The following is an 18447-nucleotide window of genomic DNA, read 5'->3' on the forward strand; positions in this document are numbered from 1 at the left end:
GGCTGCCGAGGGCTGAAAATCTGCATGCAAAGCGAAACATTCCGGTCGGAAAGTGCGTGTTCCCGGTCGCTGGCAAGGTAATTGACGGCCTCCTGACATAAACACACAAACACATACGACTATGGGAATGTTTTGCTTTCAATGTCAGGAGACGGCCATGAACAAGGGCTGTACGATCAAGGGCGTCTGCGGAAAAGAACCCGCGACCGCCGGATTGATGGACGTGCTGATCTATGCCGTCCGGGGCGAGGCGATCGTCAACCGGGCGCTGCGCGCAAAAGGCGCCGCCGACACCGCCGCCAGCCGCCGGATGCTCGACGCGCTGTTCAGCACCATCACCAACGCCAATTTCGACGACGAGGCGCTGAAGATGCGCATCGCCGAAGCGCTGGCGACGAAAAACCGCCTGATCGGAACGGCCGAGAAACGCGGCATCGCGCTGCCCGACATGCCCGAAGTGAAATTTCACCCCGCCCCGTCGGAATACGAAGCCGAAGCCGCAAAGATGGGTGTGCTGAGCATGCGCGACGAGGACATACGGTCGCTCAAACAACTGATCATCTACGGCGTGAAGGGAGCCGCCGCCTACGCCGAACACGCCCTGAACCTCGGCCACGAAGACCCGTCGCTCTACGAGATGCTGGAAAACGCCCTGGCCGAGGTCAGCCGCGAGGACATCGGCGCCGACGAGCTCACGGCGCTGGTCCTGAACGTCGGCGAAGCGGGCGTCAAGGCGATGGCGCTGCTCGACAAGGCCAACACCTCGGCCTACGGCGACCCGGAGATCACGAAGGTCAACATCGGCGTCGGCAAACGCCCCGGCATCCTCGTGAGCGGTCACGACCTGAAAGACTTCGAGGAGCTGCTCGAACAGACCAAAGACGCCGGCGTGGACATCTACACCCACAGCGAAATGCTTCCGGCGCACTATTATCCGGCTTTCAAGAAGTACAGCCACTTCGTCGGCAACTACGGCAACGCCTGGTGGAAACAACGCGACGAGTTCGAGACTTTCAACGGCGTGATCCTCTTCACGACCAACTGCATCGTGCCCCCGCGGCCGAACGCGGCCTACGCCGACCGAATCTATACGACGGGCTCGGCCGGGCTGCCCGGCGCAACGCATATCCCGGACCGCAAGGAGGGCAGGCCGAAGGATTTTTCGCAACTGATCGAGCACGCCAAGAAGTGCCCGCCTCCGACGGAGATCGAACACGGAGAGATCGTCGGCGGCTTCGCCCACCATCAGGTGCTGGCGCTGGCCGACAAGGTGGTCGATGCCGTGAAGTCGGGAGCGATCAAGAAGTTCGTCGTGATGGCCGGATGCGACGGCCGCATGCGCTCGCGGGAGTATTACACCGATTTCGCTTCGGCGCTGCCCGGAGATACGGTCATCCTGACGGCCGGCTGCGCCAAATACCGCTACAACAAACTGCCGCTGGGCGACATCGGAGGCATTCCGCGCGTACTCGACGCCGGACAATGCAACGACAGCTATTCGCTGGTGCGCATCGCGCTGGCGCTGAAGGAGGCTTTCGGGCTCGGGAGCGTCAACGACCTGCCGATCGTCTACAACATCGCGTGGTACGAGCAGAAGGCCGTCATCGTGCTGCTGTCGCTGCTGAGCCTCGGCATCAAGAACATCCACGTCGGGCCCACGCTCCCGGCGTTCCTGTCGCCGAACGTGCTGAAAGTGCTGGCCGACAAATTCGGCCTCGGGACCATTTCGACCGTGGAAGAAGACATGAAAAACCTGATTTATGAAAACAACGACGGAAAACACGTTCCCGAAGGCATCGGTGATGCGGTTCGCGGATAAAATCGAATATGCCGACGGAGGCGTCGTAAGCAAACAGGTGCTGAAAAACGACGCCGGCAACATCACCCTCTTCGCATTCGACGAGGAGCAGGGGCTCGCAGAGCACACCGCACCGTTCGACGCCCTGGTGCAGGTGTTGGACGGCGAGGCCGAAATCCGGATCGGCGGCGAACCGCTCCGGCTGAAAACCGGCGACGCCGTCATCATGCCCGCCGGGGTCCCTCACGCCCTGCAAGCCGCCGGACGGTTCAAGATGCTGCTGACCATGATCAAGGGATGAGAAAGAGAGAACGCCGGCTTGCGCCGGCGTTCTCTTTGCGCCCGTAAGATGCGAGCGGAAAAGACCGTAAATGTCCAGAATAAGACCGTTTATCCGAAGTCCTCCGCTTGCGCAATCGGCAGGGCTTTAGTAACTTGCAGCCGGACAAATCCGCTTCCCGCAGCTGCGGACAGAAACAACTGGCATTCAACGGCTTGAATTTTGCGGCAGGCGGAATCGTTCGTTGTGCACATGCTGAGAAAAATCGTAAAATATACGCTTCGGACACTGATCGTCATCCTGCTGGCGGTGCTGCTCGCCCCCGCGCTGCTCTACGTTCCGGCCGTTCAGGATTTCATCCGGGGCAAGGCGGTCGGCTACGCCTCCGAGGCGCTCGGCATGGACCTTTCGGTCGGCCGCATCCGCCTCGCCTTCCCGCTCCGGCTGACGGTCGAAGAGACGCTGCTGATCGACCGGGCCGACACGCTCGTCGATTGCGGCCGGCTCTCGCTGGACGTGGCCCTGTGGCCGCTGATCCGGAAAGAGGTCGTCGTCCGCAGTTTCGAACTGGACCGGATCGCGGCCCGCTACAAAGACACCACGGGAGGTTTGGATATGCGCCTCTCCGCCGGACTGCTCTCGCTCGGGGAGACCCGGGCCGACCTCCGGACCCAAAGGGCCGGCATCGCCCGGATCACACTCTCCGACGGCGACATCTTCCTCGGCCTGAAGGCATCGGCCCCTGCGGAAAAGGCCGACAGCACGGCTCCGCCGGCCTGGTCGCTCGACATCCGGAAAATCTCGGTACTGAACACCTCCTTCGGGATGCGGACCGCACCCGCGGTGACCGAACTCGCGGTACGCCTTGCCGACGGCACGGTCGAGGAGTGCCGCGTCCGGCTCGACAGCCAGCAGGTCAGCGTCGGGAGCGTGCTGCTCGACCGCGGCGTCTGCTCCTACCTGACCGCCCCGTCCGGCCCCGGGACCGAAACGCCGCCCGAACCCGCCGACACGACGCCCTCCCTGCCGTGGACCGTGCGGGTGGGAAGCGTCGCGCTGACCGACAACCGGGTGGAGTACGGCACGCTGGGCCACCGCCCCGCCGCGGGATTCGACCCGGCGTTCATCGCCCTCTCGGCACTCGACCTGCGGATCGACTCGGTCTACAACCGGGGCGCCGACATCGCCCTGCAACTCCGGCAGCTGACGTTCACCGAGCGCAGCGGACTTTCGGTGCGCGACGCGAGCGGACGGTTCGAAATGGGCCCGGCAGGCGTTTCGCTCTCCGGATTCGAACTCGGAACCGCCCGGTCCCGGCTCCGGGCCGACGTTTCGGCCGGACCCGGCATCCTGCGCACGGAGCCCCGCACGCCGCTCTCCGCCGCGCTTTCCGCCGACCTGAACACCCGGGAGATCGCCGATCTCTACCCGGCGGCGATCCCTCCGGCGCTGAACGACCGCACGGTCCGGGTGAAACTGACCGCGGCGGGAACCCTGGCCGACATCGGCCGGATCGGTCTCGACATATCGTCGCCCGGACACCTCGACTTCACCGCCAACGGCCGGGCGCAAAACCTCCTCGACCCCGAATCGCTGAACGCTTCGGCCCGTTTCGAAGGCGACTTCCGCGACATGGCCTTCCTCGTGGAGCTGCTGCCCGACTCGGCCCTGCGCCGCCGGGTGGCGATCCCCGACCGGATCGGACTTCGCGGCTCGGCCGCGGCGGACAGAGGTGCGTTCTCGGTCGCCTCGACACTCTCCGTCGGCGACGGCCGCATCGTTCTGGACGGGCGTCTCGATCCCCGGCAGGAGAGCTACGACGCCGAATTCCGGTGCGACAGCTTCCCGGCCGGCCGCTTCCTGCCGTCCGACTCGCTGGGGATGCTCGACCTCGCGCTGACCGCCCGGGGCGCCGGATTCGACCCGTTCAAAGCCCGGACCCGGGCGAACCTTCGGGCGCAGATCGACCATGCGGAGTACCGCGGTCACGACTTCGGCGGCATCGGGCTGGAGGCGGATTTGGAAGACCACCGTCTTTCGGGCGCCCTCTCCGACCGGGATTCGGCCCTGCGGATGTCGCTGACGCTCTCCGGTGCGCTGACCGAGGAGCGGCAGGAGGTGCGCCTCGCAGGCAGAATCGCCGATTTCGACCTCGCACAGATGGGCTTCGTCCCGGAGCGGCTCGGCGGTTCGTTCCTGCTCGACGCCGAGGCATCGGCGACCCGCTCCGGCAGCTATGCCGCCCGCGTGGGGCTGGACAGCATCGTGATCCGAAGCGGCTACCGCACCGACCGCATCCGCGCCACCAGCCTCTCGTTCGCGGCCGACACGGCCTCGACGCGGATCGAGGCGTCGTCCGGCGACCTGTCGCTGCGGTTCTCGTCGCGCAGTCCGCTGGACTCGCTGATCGCGGCCCTGACCCGGAGCGCCGACACGCTGGCACGCCAAATCCGCCTCCAGAAGGTCGATATGGAACAGCTGCAACCCGTGCTTCCCGACTTCGACCTGCAAGCCGCAGCCGGACGGAACAATATCCTGAACAACCTGCTGAAAACCCGGAAAGCCTCGTTCAAAGCGTTGGAAATCCGGGGCGGCAACCACGGTTCGCAGCCCGTTTCGCTCCGGATGCGCGTCGAAGGGCTCGCCTCGGGAGGCATCGTGCTGGACACCGTGAAGCTCGGCATCGCGCAGGAGGCGGAACGGCTGGCCTACTACCTCCGCGCGGCGAACACCCCCGGCAATCTCGACCATGTGGCGCAAGCCGCCCTGTACGGCAGTCTGGCGGGCAACACCGGCACGGTGAACCTCTGGCAGAAGAACCGTGCGGGCCGCGAAGGGTTCCGCTTCGGGTTCGACGTGACGTGGACCGACAGCCTGATCCGCGCGAGCGTCACGCCCCGCAACCCGCTCTTCGGCTTCGAACCCTGGGAGGTCAATCCCGGCAACTACCTCGTCTACCGCTTCGACAAACGGCTGGAAGCCGACCTCGACCTGACCCACGGCACCCAGCGGTTCGCGCTGCGGAGCGTCTCCGCCCCCGGCGCGCCCGACGGCATCCGGCTCGACATCGCCGGACTGAACATCGGTTCAATGCTGGAACTGCTCCCCTCGGCACCGCCCATCGACGGCGTGCTGGGCGCCGACGTGACGCTGCACCTCGCGCCGGACAGCCTGTGCCTCCGGGGCGACGTGTCGGTGTCGGAGCTCTCCTACGCAAAACAGCGTTTCGGGAATCTCGATTTCGGGCTCTTCTACGGTCAGGGCCGGGGACACCGGGCCGATGCACGGCTCCTGCTGGACGGCGCCGAGGCGCTGACCGTCGCGGGCGACTACCGCCCCGACCGCGAAAGCCCGCTCGACCTGACGGTCTCGGTTCCGGGACTTCCCCTGCGTCCGGTCAACATCTTCCTGCCCGAAGATCTGCTCCGCCTCTCGGGCGACCTCGGGGCGAAAGTGCACGTGCGGGGCACCTCCGACCGGCTGATACTCGACGGCGGCGTGCGGTTCGCGCAGACCGAGGTCCGCGTGCCGATGATCGGCACCTCGTTCCGGCTCTCGTCCGACACCATCCGCATCGCCGACAGCCGCGTGCGGTTCGACGACTACGCGATCACGGCCCCGAACAAAAATCCGCTGACGATCCGGGGCAGCGTCGATCTCTCGGACTTCGCCCGGATGAAGGCCGACCTCGCGCTGCGCGCCTCCGACTTCCAGTTCGTGAACGTCGCCCGCAAGGAGGGAGCCCCGGTCTACGGAAAAGCCTACCTCGATCTCGACGCCACGGCCCGGGGGCCGCTCGACGAACTCGTCGTCCGCGGCAGCCTCGCCCTGCTGGGCGGCACGGACATCAGTTACGTCATGCAGGACTCGCCGATGGAGGTGAAAGAGCGGCCGCAGAACGTCGTGTCGTTCGTGTCGTTCCGCGACCTCGACGCGCAGGAGCCCTCCGAAGCGGCCCCGGCGGTCCGGATCGGCGGTATGGACGTGCTGCTGAACGTCGATATCAACAGCGACGTGAAGGCCGGCGTGGACCTCTCGGCCAGCGGCGATAACCGCATCGACCTCCAGGGCGGCGGCAACCTGACCTACACGATGAATCCGCTGGGCGACGTGAGCCTCTCGGGCAAATACGTCCTCTCGGGCGGCACCGTGCGCTACAACCCGCCGGTCATCTCGCAGAAGATCTTCAAGATCACCCCCGACGGCTACGTCGAGTGGGTGGGGAACATCGCCGACCCAGCCTTCAACATCACGGCCGTCGAAACCGTCCGGACCAACGTCTCCTCGAACGACCAGGATGCGCGCCCGGTGAACTTCGACATCTCGATCAACATCCGCAACACGCTCAACGACCTCGCGGTGAGCTTCGACCTCGCGGCCCCCGAGGACCTCACGCTGCAAAACGAGCTGAACTCGCTCACGGCCGAACAGCGCGCCACGCAGGCGATGAACCTCCTGATCTACAACACCTACACGGGTCCCGGATCGACGGGCAAAGCCTCCTCGGAGAACCCGCTCAACTCGTTCATCCAAAAAGAGCTCAACCAGTGGGCGCAGAACAACCTGAAAGGCGTCGATCTCTCGTTCGGCATCAACTCCTACGGCGAGGACGACCCCAACGGCCAGCGCACCGACTACTCCTACCGCCTTTCGAAGAGCCTGTTCAGCAACCGCGTGCGGGCGGTCATCGGAGGCAAGATCAGCACCGACGCCGATCCGTCGCAGAACCTCAAGGAGAACCTGATCGACGACATCTCGCTGGAATACATGCTCACCAAACGGGACAACATGTACCTGCGCCTGTTCCGCCACACGGGCTACGAGAGCATCCTCGAAGGCGAGATCACCGAGACGGGCGTGGGCTTCGTCATCCGCAAGAAACTGCTGCGCCTAGGCGACCTGTTCCGGCTGACGAAGCGCAGCGCCGAAAAACGACAACGCAATGAGTCCGAAGAGCTTCCGAAATAGCGTCTTCCTGCTTGCGGCCGCCGCGCTGCTCGCAGCCTGCTCCACCACCCGGCGTCTGGGGGCGGGCGAGGTTCTGTACACGGGCGTGAAGAAAATCCGCATCGAGCCCGACTCGGGCGTCGTGCTCTCCTCGGCCGCCGAATCGGCCGTGAAGGAGCCCCTCTCCGTAGCCCCGAACAACCCGCTTTACAGCCCCTATCTGCGCACGCCGCTGCCGATCGGCCTCTGGGCGTGGAACTATTTCTACACGCCGAAAGAAAAGGGATTCAAATACTGGTTCTACAAGCGGCTGGCCAAACAGCCCGTGCTGATCTCCAAGGTGCAGCCCGAACTGCGCACCCGGGTCGCCGAGCAGGTTCTCGAAAACTACGGCTATTTCGGCTCCCGGGCCTCGGACTCCCTGCTCCACCGCAAGCACGGCCGCAAGGCCAAGGTGAACTATACGCTCCGGATCGCGCCGCCGTTCCGCTACTCGGAGATCACCTACCCGGCGGTCGAAGGCGGGCTGAAACCCCTGATCGACAGTCTGCACGCCACCTCGCTGCTCCGCACGGGCGCGCAATACAACCTCGACACCCTCACGCTCGAACGGCAGCGCATCGCGCGGCTCCTGCGCAACCGGGGCTACTACTATTTCCGTCCGGAGTATCTGGAATACCTCGCCGACACGACGATCTCGCCGCAACGGGTCGCCGTGCGGCTGAACCTCAAGCCAAACACCCCCGAGGTGGCCCTCAAACCCTACCGCGTGGGCGACATCACCGTCCGCCTGACCAACATCCGCCCCGGTCCGGCCGACACCCTCCGGCTGCGCAACGCCACGGTCATCGCCCAGCGTCCGATGAAGATACGGCCCGGAGTCCTCGCCCGGGCGCTCGCCCTCGAACCCGGCCAGCTCTTCACCGTCGATGCCCAGAGCCGCACGCAAACCAGCCTCAACAAACTGGGGATTTTCCGCTCGGTCAACCTGGGCGTCACGCCGCTCGACTCCCTGCGGGGCGCCGACACGCTCGACGTCACGCTCGACGCGCAGTTCGACTACCCGCTCGAAGCGGCCCTCGAGACCGACGTGACCACCAAGTCGAACAGCTTCATCGGCCCGGGCATCACCTTCAAGGTCAGCAACAACAACCTCTTCCGGGGCGGCGAGGTCCTCGCCCTGAAGCTCAACGGCTCCTACGAATGGCAGACGGGCAACCGGAACTCCGGAGGCCGCTCCTCGCGGCTGAACTCCTACGAACTGGGGCTGAACGCCAATCTCAACATCCCGCGACTGCTGCTGCCGGCATCCATGACGCGGCGCATGCGCTATCCGGGAAGCACCTCGTTCCAGCTGGGCGTGGACCTGATGAACCGTCCCAGCTTCTTCCGGCTGATCGCCTTCAGCGGCTCGGCGGGCTACAATTTCCAAACCTCGCCTTACAGCCGCCACGCGCTGACGGTCTTCAAGCTCACCTATAACAAACTGCTGCACACGACCGAATCCTTCGATCAGACGATGGACGAGAACCCGGCCATCGCCATGAGCTTCCGCAACCAGTTCGTGCCGTCGATCGGCTACACCTACACCTTCGACAAGAGCTACGGCGCCACGGGCAACCGCCGACTCTACTGGCAGAACAGCGTCACTTCGGCGGGCAATCTCCTCTCGGGCATTCTGCGGGCCTTCGGCGAGCGGCAGCCCCAGCACCTCTTCGGCAACCGATTCTCGCAGTTCGCCAAGGAGGTGAGCGAATTGAAGTTCTACCACCGCATCGGCCGCCGCAACAACTGGCTGGCAACGCGCCTGCTCGTCGGCGTGGGCTACGCCTACGGCAACTCGGAGGTGATGCCTTACAGCGAACAGTTCTACATCGGCGGCGCCAACAGCATCCGGGCCTTCACGGTGCGTTCGCTGGGCCCCGGCAGCTACCGCCCGCCCCGCGACGACCGCAACGGATACCTCGACCAGACGGGCGATTTCAAACTGGAGGCCAACGTCGAATACCGCTTCGGGCTCCTCGGGAAGCTCGGCGGAGCCGTATTCCTCGACGCCGGCAACATCTGGCTGCTGAAAAACGACCCCAAACGCCCCGGCGCGGAGCTGAAATGGAAAGGCTTCCTGAACGAGATCGCCTTGGGCACGGGCTTCGGACTGCGTTACGACATCAGCGTTCTGGTCATCCGCGCCGACCTCGGCATCGGCCTGCACACGCCCTATCCGAATCCGGACAAAAAGGGTTATTACAACATCTCCAGTTTCAAGGACGGCCTGGGCTTCCACCTGGCCATCGGCTATCCTTTCTGACCCGCACAGTCGATAATCCGGGGGCAAAACCGGTCCGACACAGGGCTTTCCGCAGAAAATCGGGGTCGCCATTTGCAGAATCGGGAAATATTGCGTACTTTTGGGGCATCTTTCGGAAAGATGCAGGAGTGGTTGAACTGGCCCGCCTGGAAAGCGAGTAAACCCCTAAAGGGTTTCAGGGGTTCGAATCCCCTTCTTTCCGCAAAATTGATTTCCAAACGAAAGGTTGCACAAAGTGCAACCTTTTTTGTTTTGGGAGCGGCGCAAATTCCTACCGGATAAAACTCGTCGCCACCCGCTCTTCGGGCTCCGGACGCCCCTCCCCGGCCAGCAGCCCCGCGCGAAGCACGCGCGCCATGTTGCGCGCCAGCACCCGCATCGTCTGCAATCCTTCGACATCCTGCGCCGCCTCGCCGGGCAGCCGTCCGTGAACGCTGTTCCAATACTGCGACGAGACGACAGGCATGTTCGAGATCGTGAAATACTTGTTCAGCCGGTCGAACGTCGCGCTCGCCCCGCCCCGGCGGCAGACAGCCACCGCAGCCGCAGGCTTGTAAGCCAGCAGGTTCCCGCAGGAGTAGAACAACCGGTCCAACAGTGCGCACAGCGATCCGTTCGGCCCGGCGTAGTAGACCGGCGACCCGACCACGAGGGCGTCGGCCCCGGCGAGTTTTTCACGCACTTCGTCGTAGAGCGCGTCGTTGAAGACGCAGCGGCCCAACTCCGCGCATTTCCCGCAGGCGATGCACCCCTGCACGGCCCGCGTGCCGATCGACACGATCTCGGCCCCGATGCCCTCGTCGCGGAGCGTGCGGGCCACTTCCGAAAGCGCGATGAAGGTGTTCCCCTCGCGCCGGGGGCTTCCGTTGATAAGCAGTACTTTCATGACAGCTATTTTTAATAAAGACACTCCCTGCACTTACCGCGCCGGAGACACGGCATTTCATCTATAATGAAAAAGGGGGATTCTTTCGAACCTCCCTCACTCTCAAACCTAACCGGAAATTACTCGGCCTTCTCGCAGCAGGGTTTCTCGGCGCAGGTTTTCGTCGAATCGCACTTCTCAGCGCAGCAAGCCTTCGTCGAGTCGCATTTCTCGGCGCAGCAAGCAGCAGCTTCGGTCGTGGCGGCAGCCTCGGCGGCGGCATTGTCAGCGGCCTTCTTGTTCGAATTGCCACAGCAGCTTACCATAGCGACGGCAGCCATGACGACAACAAAAGAGAAAATCTTTTTCATAGCGCTAAATGTTTAGAAATTAGTTGTTCTGTAACGCCGCAAAGATAGATATTCGCCCGAAATAAGCAAAGAAAAAACGCATATTTTTCAAAAACGGGCTTTTTCAGTCCAAAAGGTTCGAAATCGGGAACTCCTCGTTTTTCAGGAACGCCTTCGGAAAAGTCCCCGTCACGCGGCCTTTCAGGATCACGGCCTCCTCGTTGCTCAGACAGTCCCCGACCGAAACGACGAAATAGGGGATCTTGTAATCCATGTAGACCTTCACGCCCGGATAGGTCTCTTCGAAGAGTTTCTGGGCGGCGAAAGCCCCGTTGCGGGCCTCGGGTCCGTTGTCCGAGAAGATGCAGACGCGGAAGCCGCGCACCCGCAGCTGCTGTCCGGCGCGCACGGCCTCGGCCACGGCGCGCGCGGCGTCGCCGTGCTCCGCGACGGTCACCTGCGCCCGTCCGAAAAAGGCGGTGCCGGCGACGGGTTCGGCCAGACGCTGTTTGAAAGCGTCGAGCGACTGTGCGCGGAGCGAAACGGCCGCACACAGGAGCATCAGGGTAAGGATCGACAATCTGCGCATCACTTCAATTTGTTTTTAACGTCCTGCAACGTCAGGCCAAAGGTATTCAAAAAATCCGACAATGGCATCCTGTCGCGCGAAATTTTTACGGGCGCCGGGCCTCCGCGTCCCTCCAGGGCATAGGCGATGCCGACCTGCGAAAGGTCTCCCGCCTCGACTTTCCGGAGCAGCACGTAGAGCGCCAGCGGATCGGAGATTTTCACCCGCCACAGCGTCCGGAAACTGCCCGTCGTGCGCCGGGGCACCTCGACCGACTCGCGCAGCACGACCGTCCCCACACGCCCGTCGGCGTAGTAAACGTCGATTTCGGCCGTTTCGAGCTGCAACTTGTAGCCCGTGTTGTTCATCACCCGCACGACGATCTCAGCGCCGGTCAGCCCCTGGCGTTCGATCTTCTCGATCCCCTCGAAGCGGATGTTGCGCTGCGCCTTCTCGACGGCCTTGCGGCACGAAGCCGCCGACGCAGCCACAGCCAGCAGCAACAGGTATAACAGAAACTTTCTCATCGCTCTCCTATATATATCTGCGCGATCCCGCAACTCTGGCTCTTCGCCCGGCAGTTCCGGAACCCCGCCTTTTCCATCATCCCCAGAAACTCCGCCGGAGCGGGGAACTCCCCCACCGAAGCCGGCAGATACTCGTAGGCCCTTTTGTCGCGCGACACCAGTCCGCCGATGCGGGGCAATATCTTGTAGGAGTAGAACTCGTACAGCGCCCGGAACACCCGGTTGCGGGGCCGCGAGAACTCCAGGATAACGACTTTGCCCCCGGGCCTTATCGTGCGGGCCAGTTCGCAGAGCCCGGCCGCGAGGTCGCCGAAATTGCGCACCCCGAATGCGACGGTCGCCGCATCGACCGAGGCGTCGGCCACCTCCAGATGTTCGGCATCGCCCCGTTCGAGAACGATGCGGCTGTCCAGCCCCCGGGCCTCGACCTTGCGGCGCGCCACGGCGAGCATCTCCTCCGAAAGGTCCACGCCCATCACCTGCACGTCGCGGATGCGCCGCGCCAGGGCGATCGCCAGGTCGCCCGTGCCGGTCGCCACGTCGAGTATGCGGCGGGGATTCGCACGCCGCACCTCGTTCACCGCACGGCGGCGCCAGATGCGGTCGATGTTCACCGAAAGCGTATGGTTCAGCAGGTCGTACCGCGGCGCGATGTTGTCGAACATCTCGCGGACCTCCTCCTTCTTGGTCTGATCTGTGTTGTAGGGTTTCATTCGTATCTTATCGTTTCTTCGGGTTTCACGCCGGACACCACGGCCGTCGGGATCACCAGCAGGGCGACGATCGCGGCGACGAACCCGGCGTTCAGCGCCAGCCACCATCCCCATCCCAGCGACACGGGCACCTCCGAGAGCAGGTAGCCCTCCGAACTGAGTTTTATCAAATGGGTCCACTTCTGCACCAGACACAGCCCCAGCCCGACGGCGTTGCCCCACGCCAGTCCCCGCAGCGTGACGAAGCCCGCCCGCCAGAGGAAGATGCGCCGCAGTTCGCCGCTGCGCATCCCGAGAGCCTTCAGCAGACCGATCATTCGCGTGCGTTCGAGCACCAGAATCAGCAGCGCCGAGGCCATGTTGAAGAAGGCCACGACCAACATGATGACGATGATCACCGCGGCGTTCACGTCGTGGGCTTTCAGCCAGTCGAAGATGTTGGCGTAACGCTCCGTGACGCTCGTCACCGCGAGGTTCTCCGTTCCCTCCGCCTCGTCGTAGAGCAGCGTGCGGCCCAACGTGCGGGCGAAGGCGCCGGCGTCGCGCAGGTCGCGGGTCCGGATCTCGTAACCGGAGATCTCGTCCGGCCCCCAGTCCGAAAGCCGCTGCACGTTGCGGATGTCCGTGACGACCACCATGCCGTCCATCTCCTCCATCCCCGAGGCGTAGACGCCCGCCACCTTGAACCGGTCGCGGCGGGGCATCTCGCCCGGCTCGACGAAGAGCATCTCGACCTTGTCGCCCACCCCTAACAGCAGCCTGTCGGCCAGCGAACGCGACAGCAGGATGTCTTTCGTGCGTACCGAATCGCCCACGCGGGGCAGCTCGCCTTCGACGAGCCACTCGCGGAAATAAGACCAGTCGTAATCCCCCTCGACGCCTTTGAGCATCACCTCGCCCACGGCGTCGGCCGTGCGCACGATGCCGCCCTTCACGGCGTAGGGGGCCATCGCCTCGAACCCTTCGGTCGCGCGGATCAGCTCCTCGAGGTGCGCGCTGCGGTGCACGGGTTCCGAATCGAGGGCGTTAACGCCCCGCACGTCGGTCACCGAGACATGGGCGGCGAAGCCCGTCATCTTGTGCGCCACCTCGCGTTTGAACCCCATGATGACGGCCATCGCAAGGATCATCACAGCCGCACCCACAGCCACCGACACCACGGCGATACGCTCCATCACCCCGGGTTTGTTCTCCGGGGAGGGCTTCGCCATGCGGCGTGCGATGAAAAAGGCGAGATTCATGGCAACGGTTTTGCAGAAAATTTATGCAAAGAAACACATAAATTTCGTATTTCGGGTGTCGTAACGACACTTTTGTTTTACAAAGCCCCCGCAATCCGGTTTTGGAACAGCCCGGCTTTTTTGTACCGATTAACATCGTAACGACACTTATCATCCGGGAAGTATTTCGAAACCGCTCGTTTTTTCCTATCTTTGCGGCAAACAAAGGGTTCGATATGAAAAAGGAAGCTCTTATTACGGGTGCGACATCGGGCATCGGACGCGCCACGGCGCTGCGGCTTGCGAAAGAGGGGTATGCCGTCACGGCCACCGGACGGCGTGCCGAACGCCTCGCGGCGCTGAAAACCGAGATCGAAGCCGCGGGAGGCCGCTGCACGACGCTCGCGTTCGACGTGCGCTCCGAAGAGGAGGTGCGCCGGAATCTCGAACCGCTCGAAAGGGTCAATCTGCTGGTCAACAACGCGGGACTGGCCGCCGGGCTGGAACACATCGACCAAGGCGACACCCGCGACTGGGACGCCATGATCGACACCAACGTCAAGGGGCTGCTCTACGTCACGCGCGTCATCGCCCCGAAGATGGTCGCCGCAGGCGGCGGCCACATCTTCAACATCGGCTCGATCGCCGGAACCGAAGCCTACGAGAACGGTGCGGTCTACTGCGCCTCGAAGCACGCCGTGCACGCCATTTCGCAGTCGATGCGCGCCGACCTGCTGTCGGCCGGGATCAAGGTCACGGAAATTCGCCCGGGGATGGTCGAGACGGAGTTTTCCGAAGTCCGCTTCCACGGCGACAAGGAGCGCGCCGATGCGGTCTACGCGGGCGTCGAGCCCCTCACCGGCGACGACATCGCCGAAGCGATCGCATGGGCCGCACAATTACCCGCGCATATGAACGTTAATGATATGGTACTGATGCCCGCCCGACAGGCCGGAGCCTATTACACGTACCGCAAAACAAAATAGAGAACGCTATGACATTTCCTATGATTGCACTGCTCCAGGCAGGCTATTACGCAGAGCCCCACGCCGCACGCTACGACGCCGCGACGATGGGCATGTTCGTGCTGATCATCGCCATCGGCATCGTCGGCTTCATCGTGCAGGCGCGCCTGCAATCGGTGTTCAAGAAATATTCGAAGGTGCAGTTCCCGGGCGGCCTGACCGGCGCCGAGGTCGCCGAAAAGATGCTGCGCGACAACAACATCCACAACGTGAAAGTGACGCACGTGAGCGGCCACCTCACCGACCACTTCAATCCGCAGACGATGACCGTCAACCTGAGCGACTCGGTCTACTCTTCGACGAGCGTCGCAGCGGCGGCCGTCGCAGCCCACGAGTGCGGCCACGCCGTGCAGCACGCGCAGGGCTATGCGCCGCTGGTATTGCGTTCGCAGCTGGTTCCCGTCGTGCAGTTCGCCTCGTCGGCCGCCACGTGGGTCATCATCCTGGGCCTCGTGATCCTGGCCTCGACGCAGAACGAACTCCTCTGCTGGATCGGCGTGGGCATGATCGCCATGTCGGCGGTCTTCTCGCTCGTCACCCTGCCTGTGGAGTACAACGCCTCGGCCCGCGCCCTGGAGTGGCTCCAGGTCAGCCGCACGATGCAGGGCGCACAGCTCGCACAGGCCAAGGAGGCCCTCTCGTGGGCGGCCCGCACCTACCTCGTGGCGGCGCTGAGCGCCATCGCCTCGGTCCTCTACTACGTCTTCCTGATCCTCGGACGGCGCGACTGACCCGGCGATGAACTCCCCCGAAAAAGACTTCACCCACCGCAGCTGGCTGGCGACCGCGGCGCTTATCGCAGTGCTCGCAGCCGTCAGCTTCATTCCCCCGCAGAGCATCGGGAGCGTCAAACTGCGCCGCGCCAACATCCTCTCGGATGTCCTCGTCTTCGACGATGCGGCGGCGGCCGAACCCGCCGCCGAACCCGTACTCTTCGACGAGGAGGATTTCCACATCGACCTCGAAGCCGTCGCCGAACGCATCGAGGCCAACACCGCCCCGCGCGAAACGCAGGCCACCTATCGGTGGATCATCCCGCGGGACAGCCTCCGCGGCCCGCGACCCGAACCCGACCCGGCGCGCCTCACCGCGACGCCCGTTCCGATCGAGGATTACAGCGACAGCGGCCGCATCCGCGCCTTCTGCGACACGCTGCTCAACGCCCGGCGCCCGGTGCGCATCGCCTTCCTCGGCGACTCGTTCGTCGAGGGCGACATCCTCACCTCGGACCTGCGCGAACAACTCCAGACGGCCTTCGGGGAGCGGCCCGGCGGCGGTGCGGGATTCGCCCCGATGGCCTCGCCGCTGACGGCCTTCCGGCGCACGATCAAAACCCAGTCGAAAGGCTGGACGACCTACAACATCATGCAGCGCAAGGCCGCCCCGGAGAACCTGCGCAACCATTTCTACATCTCGGGATGGGTCAGCCAGCCCGCGGCGGGGGCATCGACCCGCTGGGAGAACACCGACTACCGCAAGCTGCTCGACTCGTGCGACGGAGCGCGCATCTTCTTCCTCTCGCCCCGCGACAGCCGTGTCGAGGTGACGCTCAACGACACCCTGCGCCGCGCGTTCGACATCACGGGCGACGCCGCCGTGCGTCAGATCGAGGTTTCGGCCCCGCACGTCCGCTCGCTCGCCTTCAAGGTGCTCTCCGGCACGGAGGGCTTCATCGGCTACGGCGCGATCTTCGAAGGCGGCGGCGTGGTGGTCGATAACTACTCGGTGCGCAGCAACAACGGTCAGGCGATGTTCTGGACCAACCCCTCGGTCAACGCCCGGATCAACGCCCTCACGGGCTACGATCTGGTGATCCTCCAATACGGGCTCAACATCATGCAGTCGGGCGTGAAGAGCTACACCAACTACGCGGCGCAGATCGAGAAGATGGTGGCCTTCGTCCGGAGCTGTTTCCCCCGCGCCGCGGTGCTGGTGCTGGGCGTCAGCGACCGTTCGACGAAGACCGACGCGGGCTTCGAACCGATGGACGCCATCCCCTACATGCTCGACGTTCAGCGCCAGGCGGCCCGGAACACGGGTGCGGCTTTCTGGCCCACGTGCGACGCCATGCGCGCACAAGGGGGCATGGAGCAGTTCGTGAAGAACGGCTGGGCCGGCAAGGACTACACCCACATCAACTACGCCGGCGGACGCCGCGTGGCGTGGGCACTGTTCGACGCCCTCAACGCCGAAGCCTGCGCGCTCCATGCCGAACAACGGGCCGCCGAACTGCGCCGGCAGGCCGAAGCCGCCGTGCTCGACTCCCTGCAAAAGGCGCGCATCGAACGCAGCCTGCTGCCCGCCGCAGCCCCCGAACCGCTTAAACCGCCGATACGATGACGCTTCCCGCGACAGACGGATTCTGGGACAAAGTGCTGGCTCTGCTGACCTACGACGCCTCGTCGCCGCTGATCTTCAGCAGCGGGCTGTTTCTCTTCCTGTTCGCGGGGTTCCTGCTCGTTTACAGCGCCTTCCGCCGCGCGCCGATGGCCCGCATCGTCTATGTCATCGCCTTCTCGCTCTACTTCTACTACAAGTCGAGCGGCATCTATTTCCTGCTGCTGGTCTTTGCCGCGGCGAGCGATTTCCTGATCGCGCGCGGCATCTTCCGCACCCGCTCCAAAAGCCTGAAACGCTGGCTGATGGTGCTGAGCGTGGCCGTCAACCTCGGCATGCTCGGCTACTTCAAGTACACCAACTTCTTCATCGACATCTCCAACCAGCTGTTCGGGCAGGGATTCCTGCAATTCCGGAACATCTTCCTGCCGGTCGGCATCTCGTTCTTCGTCTTCCAGTCGATGAGCTACACCATAGACATCTACCGCGGCCAGCTGAAACCCCTGTCGAACTGGCTCGACTATCTCTTCTATCTGTCGTTCTTTCCGCAGTTAGTGGCCGGCCCGATCGTCCGGGCCCGGGACTTCATTCCCCAGATCCGGCAGAATCCGATCGTCGTCACCCGCGAGATGTTCGGCACGGGCGTCTTTCTGATCCTCACGGGTCTGTTCAAGAAGGCGATCATCTCGGACTACATCTCGCTCAATTTCGTTGACCGCATCTTCGACGAGCCCCTGCTCTACTCCGGATTCGAGTGCCTGATGGGCATTTACGGCTACGCGCTGCAAATCTACTGCGACTTCTCGGGCTATTCGGACATGGCCATCGGCATCGCCCTGCTGCTGGGATTCCGCTTCCCGAAGAATTTCGACGCCCCCTACAAATCGGCGACGATCACCGAATTCTGGCGGCGGTGGCACATCTCGCTCTCGTCGTGGCTGCGCGACTACCTCTACATCTCGCTGGGCGGCAACCGCAAGGGCCGCATCCGGACCTACGGCAACCTGCTGCTGACGATGCTGTTAGGCGGACTGTGGCACGGCGCGGCCGTGCGCTTCATCCTCTGGGGCGGACTCCACGGCGCGGCGCTGGCCCTGCACAAACTGTGGATGTCGGTCGTTCCGGGCGCCAAGGCCACCGGGGCCCAGATGCACTGGTGGAGCCGTGCGGCGGGCATCTTCCTCACGTTCAACATCGTCTGCTTCGGGTGGCTGATGTTCCGCGCCGAGTCGATGCAGACCGTTCAGCTGATGCTGCACCAGATTTTCGAGAACTTCAACGCCCCGATGATTCCGCAGGTGCTGGCGGGCTATGCCTCCGTCTTCGCGCTGATCGCCGCGGGCTACGTCCTCCACCTGCTTCCGGGCCGGGTGGACGCCCTGGCGCAACGGATCGTGGTCCACGCGCCGCTGGTGCTGCAAGTGATGATGGCCGCGGCGATGATTTGGTGCGTCATGCAGATCAAATCCAGCGACATACAGCCGTTTATCTATTTCCAATTCTAAGTGA

General features: G+C 63.8%; 14 protein-coding genes and 1 tRNA gene. 9 read left to right on the top strand and 6 right to left on the bottom strand.

All coding sequences use genetic code 11. From position 1 onward, the window contains the following. Positions 1–127: 127 nt before the first annotated feature. From hcp to NQ519_RS05460, 5 genes are all read left to right on the top strand, one after another. A complete protein-coding gene (gene hcp / locus NQ519_RS05440; RefSeq protein ID WP_371173667.1) occupies positions 128–1819 on the top strand; it encodes a hydroxylamine reductase in 1692 nt (563 codons plus the stop codon). Beyond that, positions 1761–2099 (top strand): cupin domain-containing protein, encoded by a 339-nt coding sequence (locus NQ519_RS05445; protein WP_026076801.1) that lies wholly within the window; start codon positions 1761–1763, stop codon positions 2097–2099. The genes hcp and NQ519_RS05445 overlap by 59 nt, the downstream gene beginning before the upstream one ends. 231 nt (positions 2100–2330) lie before the next feature. Beyond that, positions 2331–7046, top strand: coding sequence for a translocation/assembly module TamB domain-containing protein (locus NQ519_RS05450; protein WP_019152173.1), 4716 nt, complete (start codon positions 2331–2333; stop codon positions 7044–7046). Further along, entirely contained in the window at positions 7021–9333 is a 2313-nt protein-coding gene (gene tamL / locus NQ519_RS05455) for a translocation and assembly module lipoprotein TamL (protein ID WP_019152172.1), read from the top strand. Before NQ519_RS05450 ends, tamL begins: the two co-directional genes overlap by 26 nt. A gap of 114 nt (positions 9334–9447) precedes the next feature. Then, positions 9448–9535, top strand: a tRNA-Ser gene (locus tag NQ519_RS05460). A gap of 69 nt (positions 9536–9604) precedes the next feature. On the opposite strand, the gene NQ519_RS05465 is transcribed toward NQ519_RS05460, so the two are convergent. The 6 genes from NQ519_RS05465 to NQ519_RS05490 all read right to left on the bottom strand — a co-directional run bounded on the left by NQ519_RS05465 (position 9605) and on the right by NQ519_RS05490 (position 13597). Beyond that, positions 9605–10219 carry a flavodoxin family protein gene (locus NQ519_RS05465; RefSeq protein ID WP_019152171.1) on the bottom strand — a complete coding sequence of 205 codons (615 nt, stop codon included), beginning with the start codon at positions 10217–10219 and terminating at the stop codon, positions 9605–9607. A gap of 119 nt (positions 10220–10338) precedes the next feature. Continuing rightward, a complete protein-coding gene (locus tag NQ519_RS05470) occupies positions 10339–10569 on the bottom strand; it encodes a hypothetical protein (protein WP_026076800.1) in 231 nt (76 codons plus the stop codon). A gap of 103 nt (positions 10570–10672) precedes the next feature. Continuing rightward, positions 10673–11137, bottom strand: coding sequence for a hypothetical protein (locus NQ519_RS05475; protein WP_019152169.1), 465 nt, complete (start codon positions 11135–11137; stop codon positions 10673–10675). Further along, the gene (locus NQ519_RS05480; protein ID WP_019152168.1) at positions 11137–11643 is read right to left on the bottom strand and encodes a hypothetical protein; all 507 of its coding nucleotides are present in this window, start codon (positions 11641–11643) and stop codon (positions 11137–11139) included. The genes NQ519_RS05475 and NQ519_RS05480 overlap by 1 nt, the downstream gene beginning before the upstream one ends. Then, positions 11640–12356, bottom strand: coding sequence for a bifunctional demethylmenaquinone methyltransferase/2-methoxy-6-polyprenyl-1,4-benzoquinol methylase UbiE (ubiE, locus tag NQ519_RS05485; RefSeq protein WP_019152167.1), 717 nt, complete (start codon positions 12354–12356; stop codon positions 11640–11642). The genes NQ519_RS05480 and ubiE overlap by 4 nt, the downstream gene beginning before the upstream one ends. Continuing rightward, complete coding sequence (locus tag NQ519_RS05490) at positions 12353–13597, bottom strand: ABC transporter permease (protein WP_019152166.1); 1245 nt, start codon at positions 13595–13597, stop codon at positions 12353–12355. Before NQ519_RS05490 ends, ubiE begins: the two co-directional genes overlap by 4 nt. Before the next feature lie 215 nt (positions 13598–13812). Here NQ519_RS05490 and NQ519_RS05495 point away from each other — a divergent pair, with 215 nt between their 5' ends. Genes NQ519_RS05495 through NQ519_RS05510 form a run of 4 tightly spaced genes read left to right on the top strand, consistent with a single transcriptional unit; the run spans position 13813 to position 18443 of the window. Beyond that, on the top strand, positions 13813–14562 hold the full coding sequence (locus tag NQ519_RS05495; RefSeq protein WP_019152165.1) for an SDR family NAD(P)-dependent oxidoreductase: 750 nt from the start codon (positions 13813–13815) through the stop codon (positions 14560–14562). A gap of 20 nt (positions 14563–14582) precedes the next feature. Continuing rightward, complete coding sequence (locus tag NQ519_RS05500; RefSeq protein ID WP_019152164.1) at positions 14583–15332, top strand: zinc metallopeptidase; 750 nt, start codon at positions 14583–14585, stop codon at positions 15330–15332. A 7-nt stretch (positions 15333–15339) separates the two neighbouring features. Continuing rightward, positions 15340–16941, top strand: a complete 1602-nt coding sequence (locus tag NQ519_RS05505; RefSeq protein WP_019152163.1) for an SGNH/GDSL hydrolase family protein — start codon at positions 15340–15342, stop codon at positions 16939–16941. Further along, positions 16938–18443, top strand: coding sequence for an MBOAT family O-acyltransferase (locus tag NQ519_RS05510; RefSeq protein WP_019152162.1), 1506 nt, complete (start codon positions 16938–16940; stop codon positions 18441–18443). The genes NQ519_RS05505 and NQ519_RS05510 overlap by 4 nt, the downstream gene beginning before the upstream one ends. The last annotated feature ends 4 nt before the right edge of the window (positions 18444–18447 follow it).

It is taken from the genome of Alistipes senegalensis JC50, assembly GCF_025145645.1.
Taxonomy (GTDB): domain Bacteria; phylum Bacteroidota; class Bacteroidia; order Bacteroidales; family Rikenellaceae; genus Alistipes; species Alistipes senegalensis.

Excerpts from the sequence above, each read along its gene's own strand:
- hcp (WP_371173667.1), top strand. The coding sequence starts at position 128 with ATGTTTTGCTTTCAATGTCAGGAGACGGCCATGAACAAGGGCTGTACG.
- NQ519_RS05445 (WP_026076801.1), top strand. The coding sequence starts at position 1,761 with ATGAAAACAACGACGGAAAACACGTTCCCGAAGGCATCGGTGATGCGG.
- NQ519_RS05450 (WP_019152173.1), top strand. The coding sequence starts at position 2,331 with ATGCTGAGAAAAATCGTAAAATATACGCTTCGGACACTGATCGTCATC.
- tamL (WP_019152172.1), top strand. The coding sequence starts at position 7,021 with ATGAGTCCGAAGAGCTTCCGAAATAGCGTCTTCCTGCTTGCGGCCGCC.
- NQ519_RS05465 (WP_019152171.1), bottom strand. The coding sequence starts at position 10,219 with ATGAAAGTACTGCTTATCAACGGAAGCCCCCGGCGCGAGGGGAACACC.
- NQ519_RS05470 (WP_026076800.1), bottom strand. The coding sequence starts at position 10,569 with ATGAAAAAGATTTTCTCTTTTGTTGTCGTCATGGCTGCCGTCGCTATG.
- NQ519_RS05475 (WP_019152169.1), bottom strand. The coding sequence starts at position 11,137 with ATGCGCAGATTGTCGATCCTTACCCTGATGCTCCTGTGTGCGGCCGTT.
- NQ519_RS05480 (WP_019152168.1), bottom strand. The coding sequence starts at position 11,643 with ATGAGAAAGTTTCTGTTATACCTGTTGCTGCTGGCTGTGGCTGCGTCG.
- ubiE (WP_019152167.1), bottom strand. The coding sequence starts at position 12,356 with ATGAAACCCTACAACACAGATCAGACCAAGAAGGAGGAGGTCCGCGAG.
- NQ519_RS05490 (WP_019152166.1), bottom strand. The coding sequence starts at position 13,597 with ATGAATCTCGCCTTTTTCATCGCACGCCGCATGGCGAAGCCCTCCCCG.
- NQ519_RS05495 (WP_019152165.1), top strand. The coding sequence starts at position 13,813 with ATGAAAAAGGAAGCTCTTATTACGGGTGCGACATCGGGCATCGGACGC.
- NQ519_RS05500 (WP_019152164.1), top strand. The coding sequence starts at position 14,583 with ATGATTGCACTGCTCCAGGCAGGCTATTACGCAGAGCCCCACGCCGCA.
- NQ519_RS05505 (WP_019152163.1), top strand. The coding sequence starts at position 15,340 with ATGAACTCCCCCGAAAAAGACTTCACCCACCGCAGCTGGCTGGCGACC.
- NQ519_RS05510 (WP_019152162.1), top strand. The coding sequence starts at position 16,938 with ATGACGCTTCCCGCGACAGACGGATTCTGGGACAAAGTGCTGGCTCTG.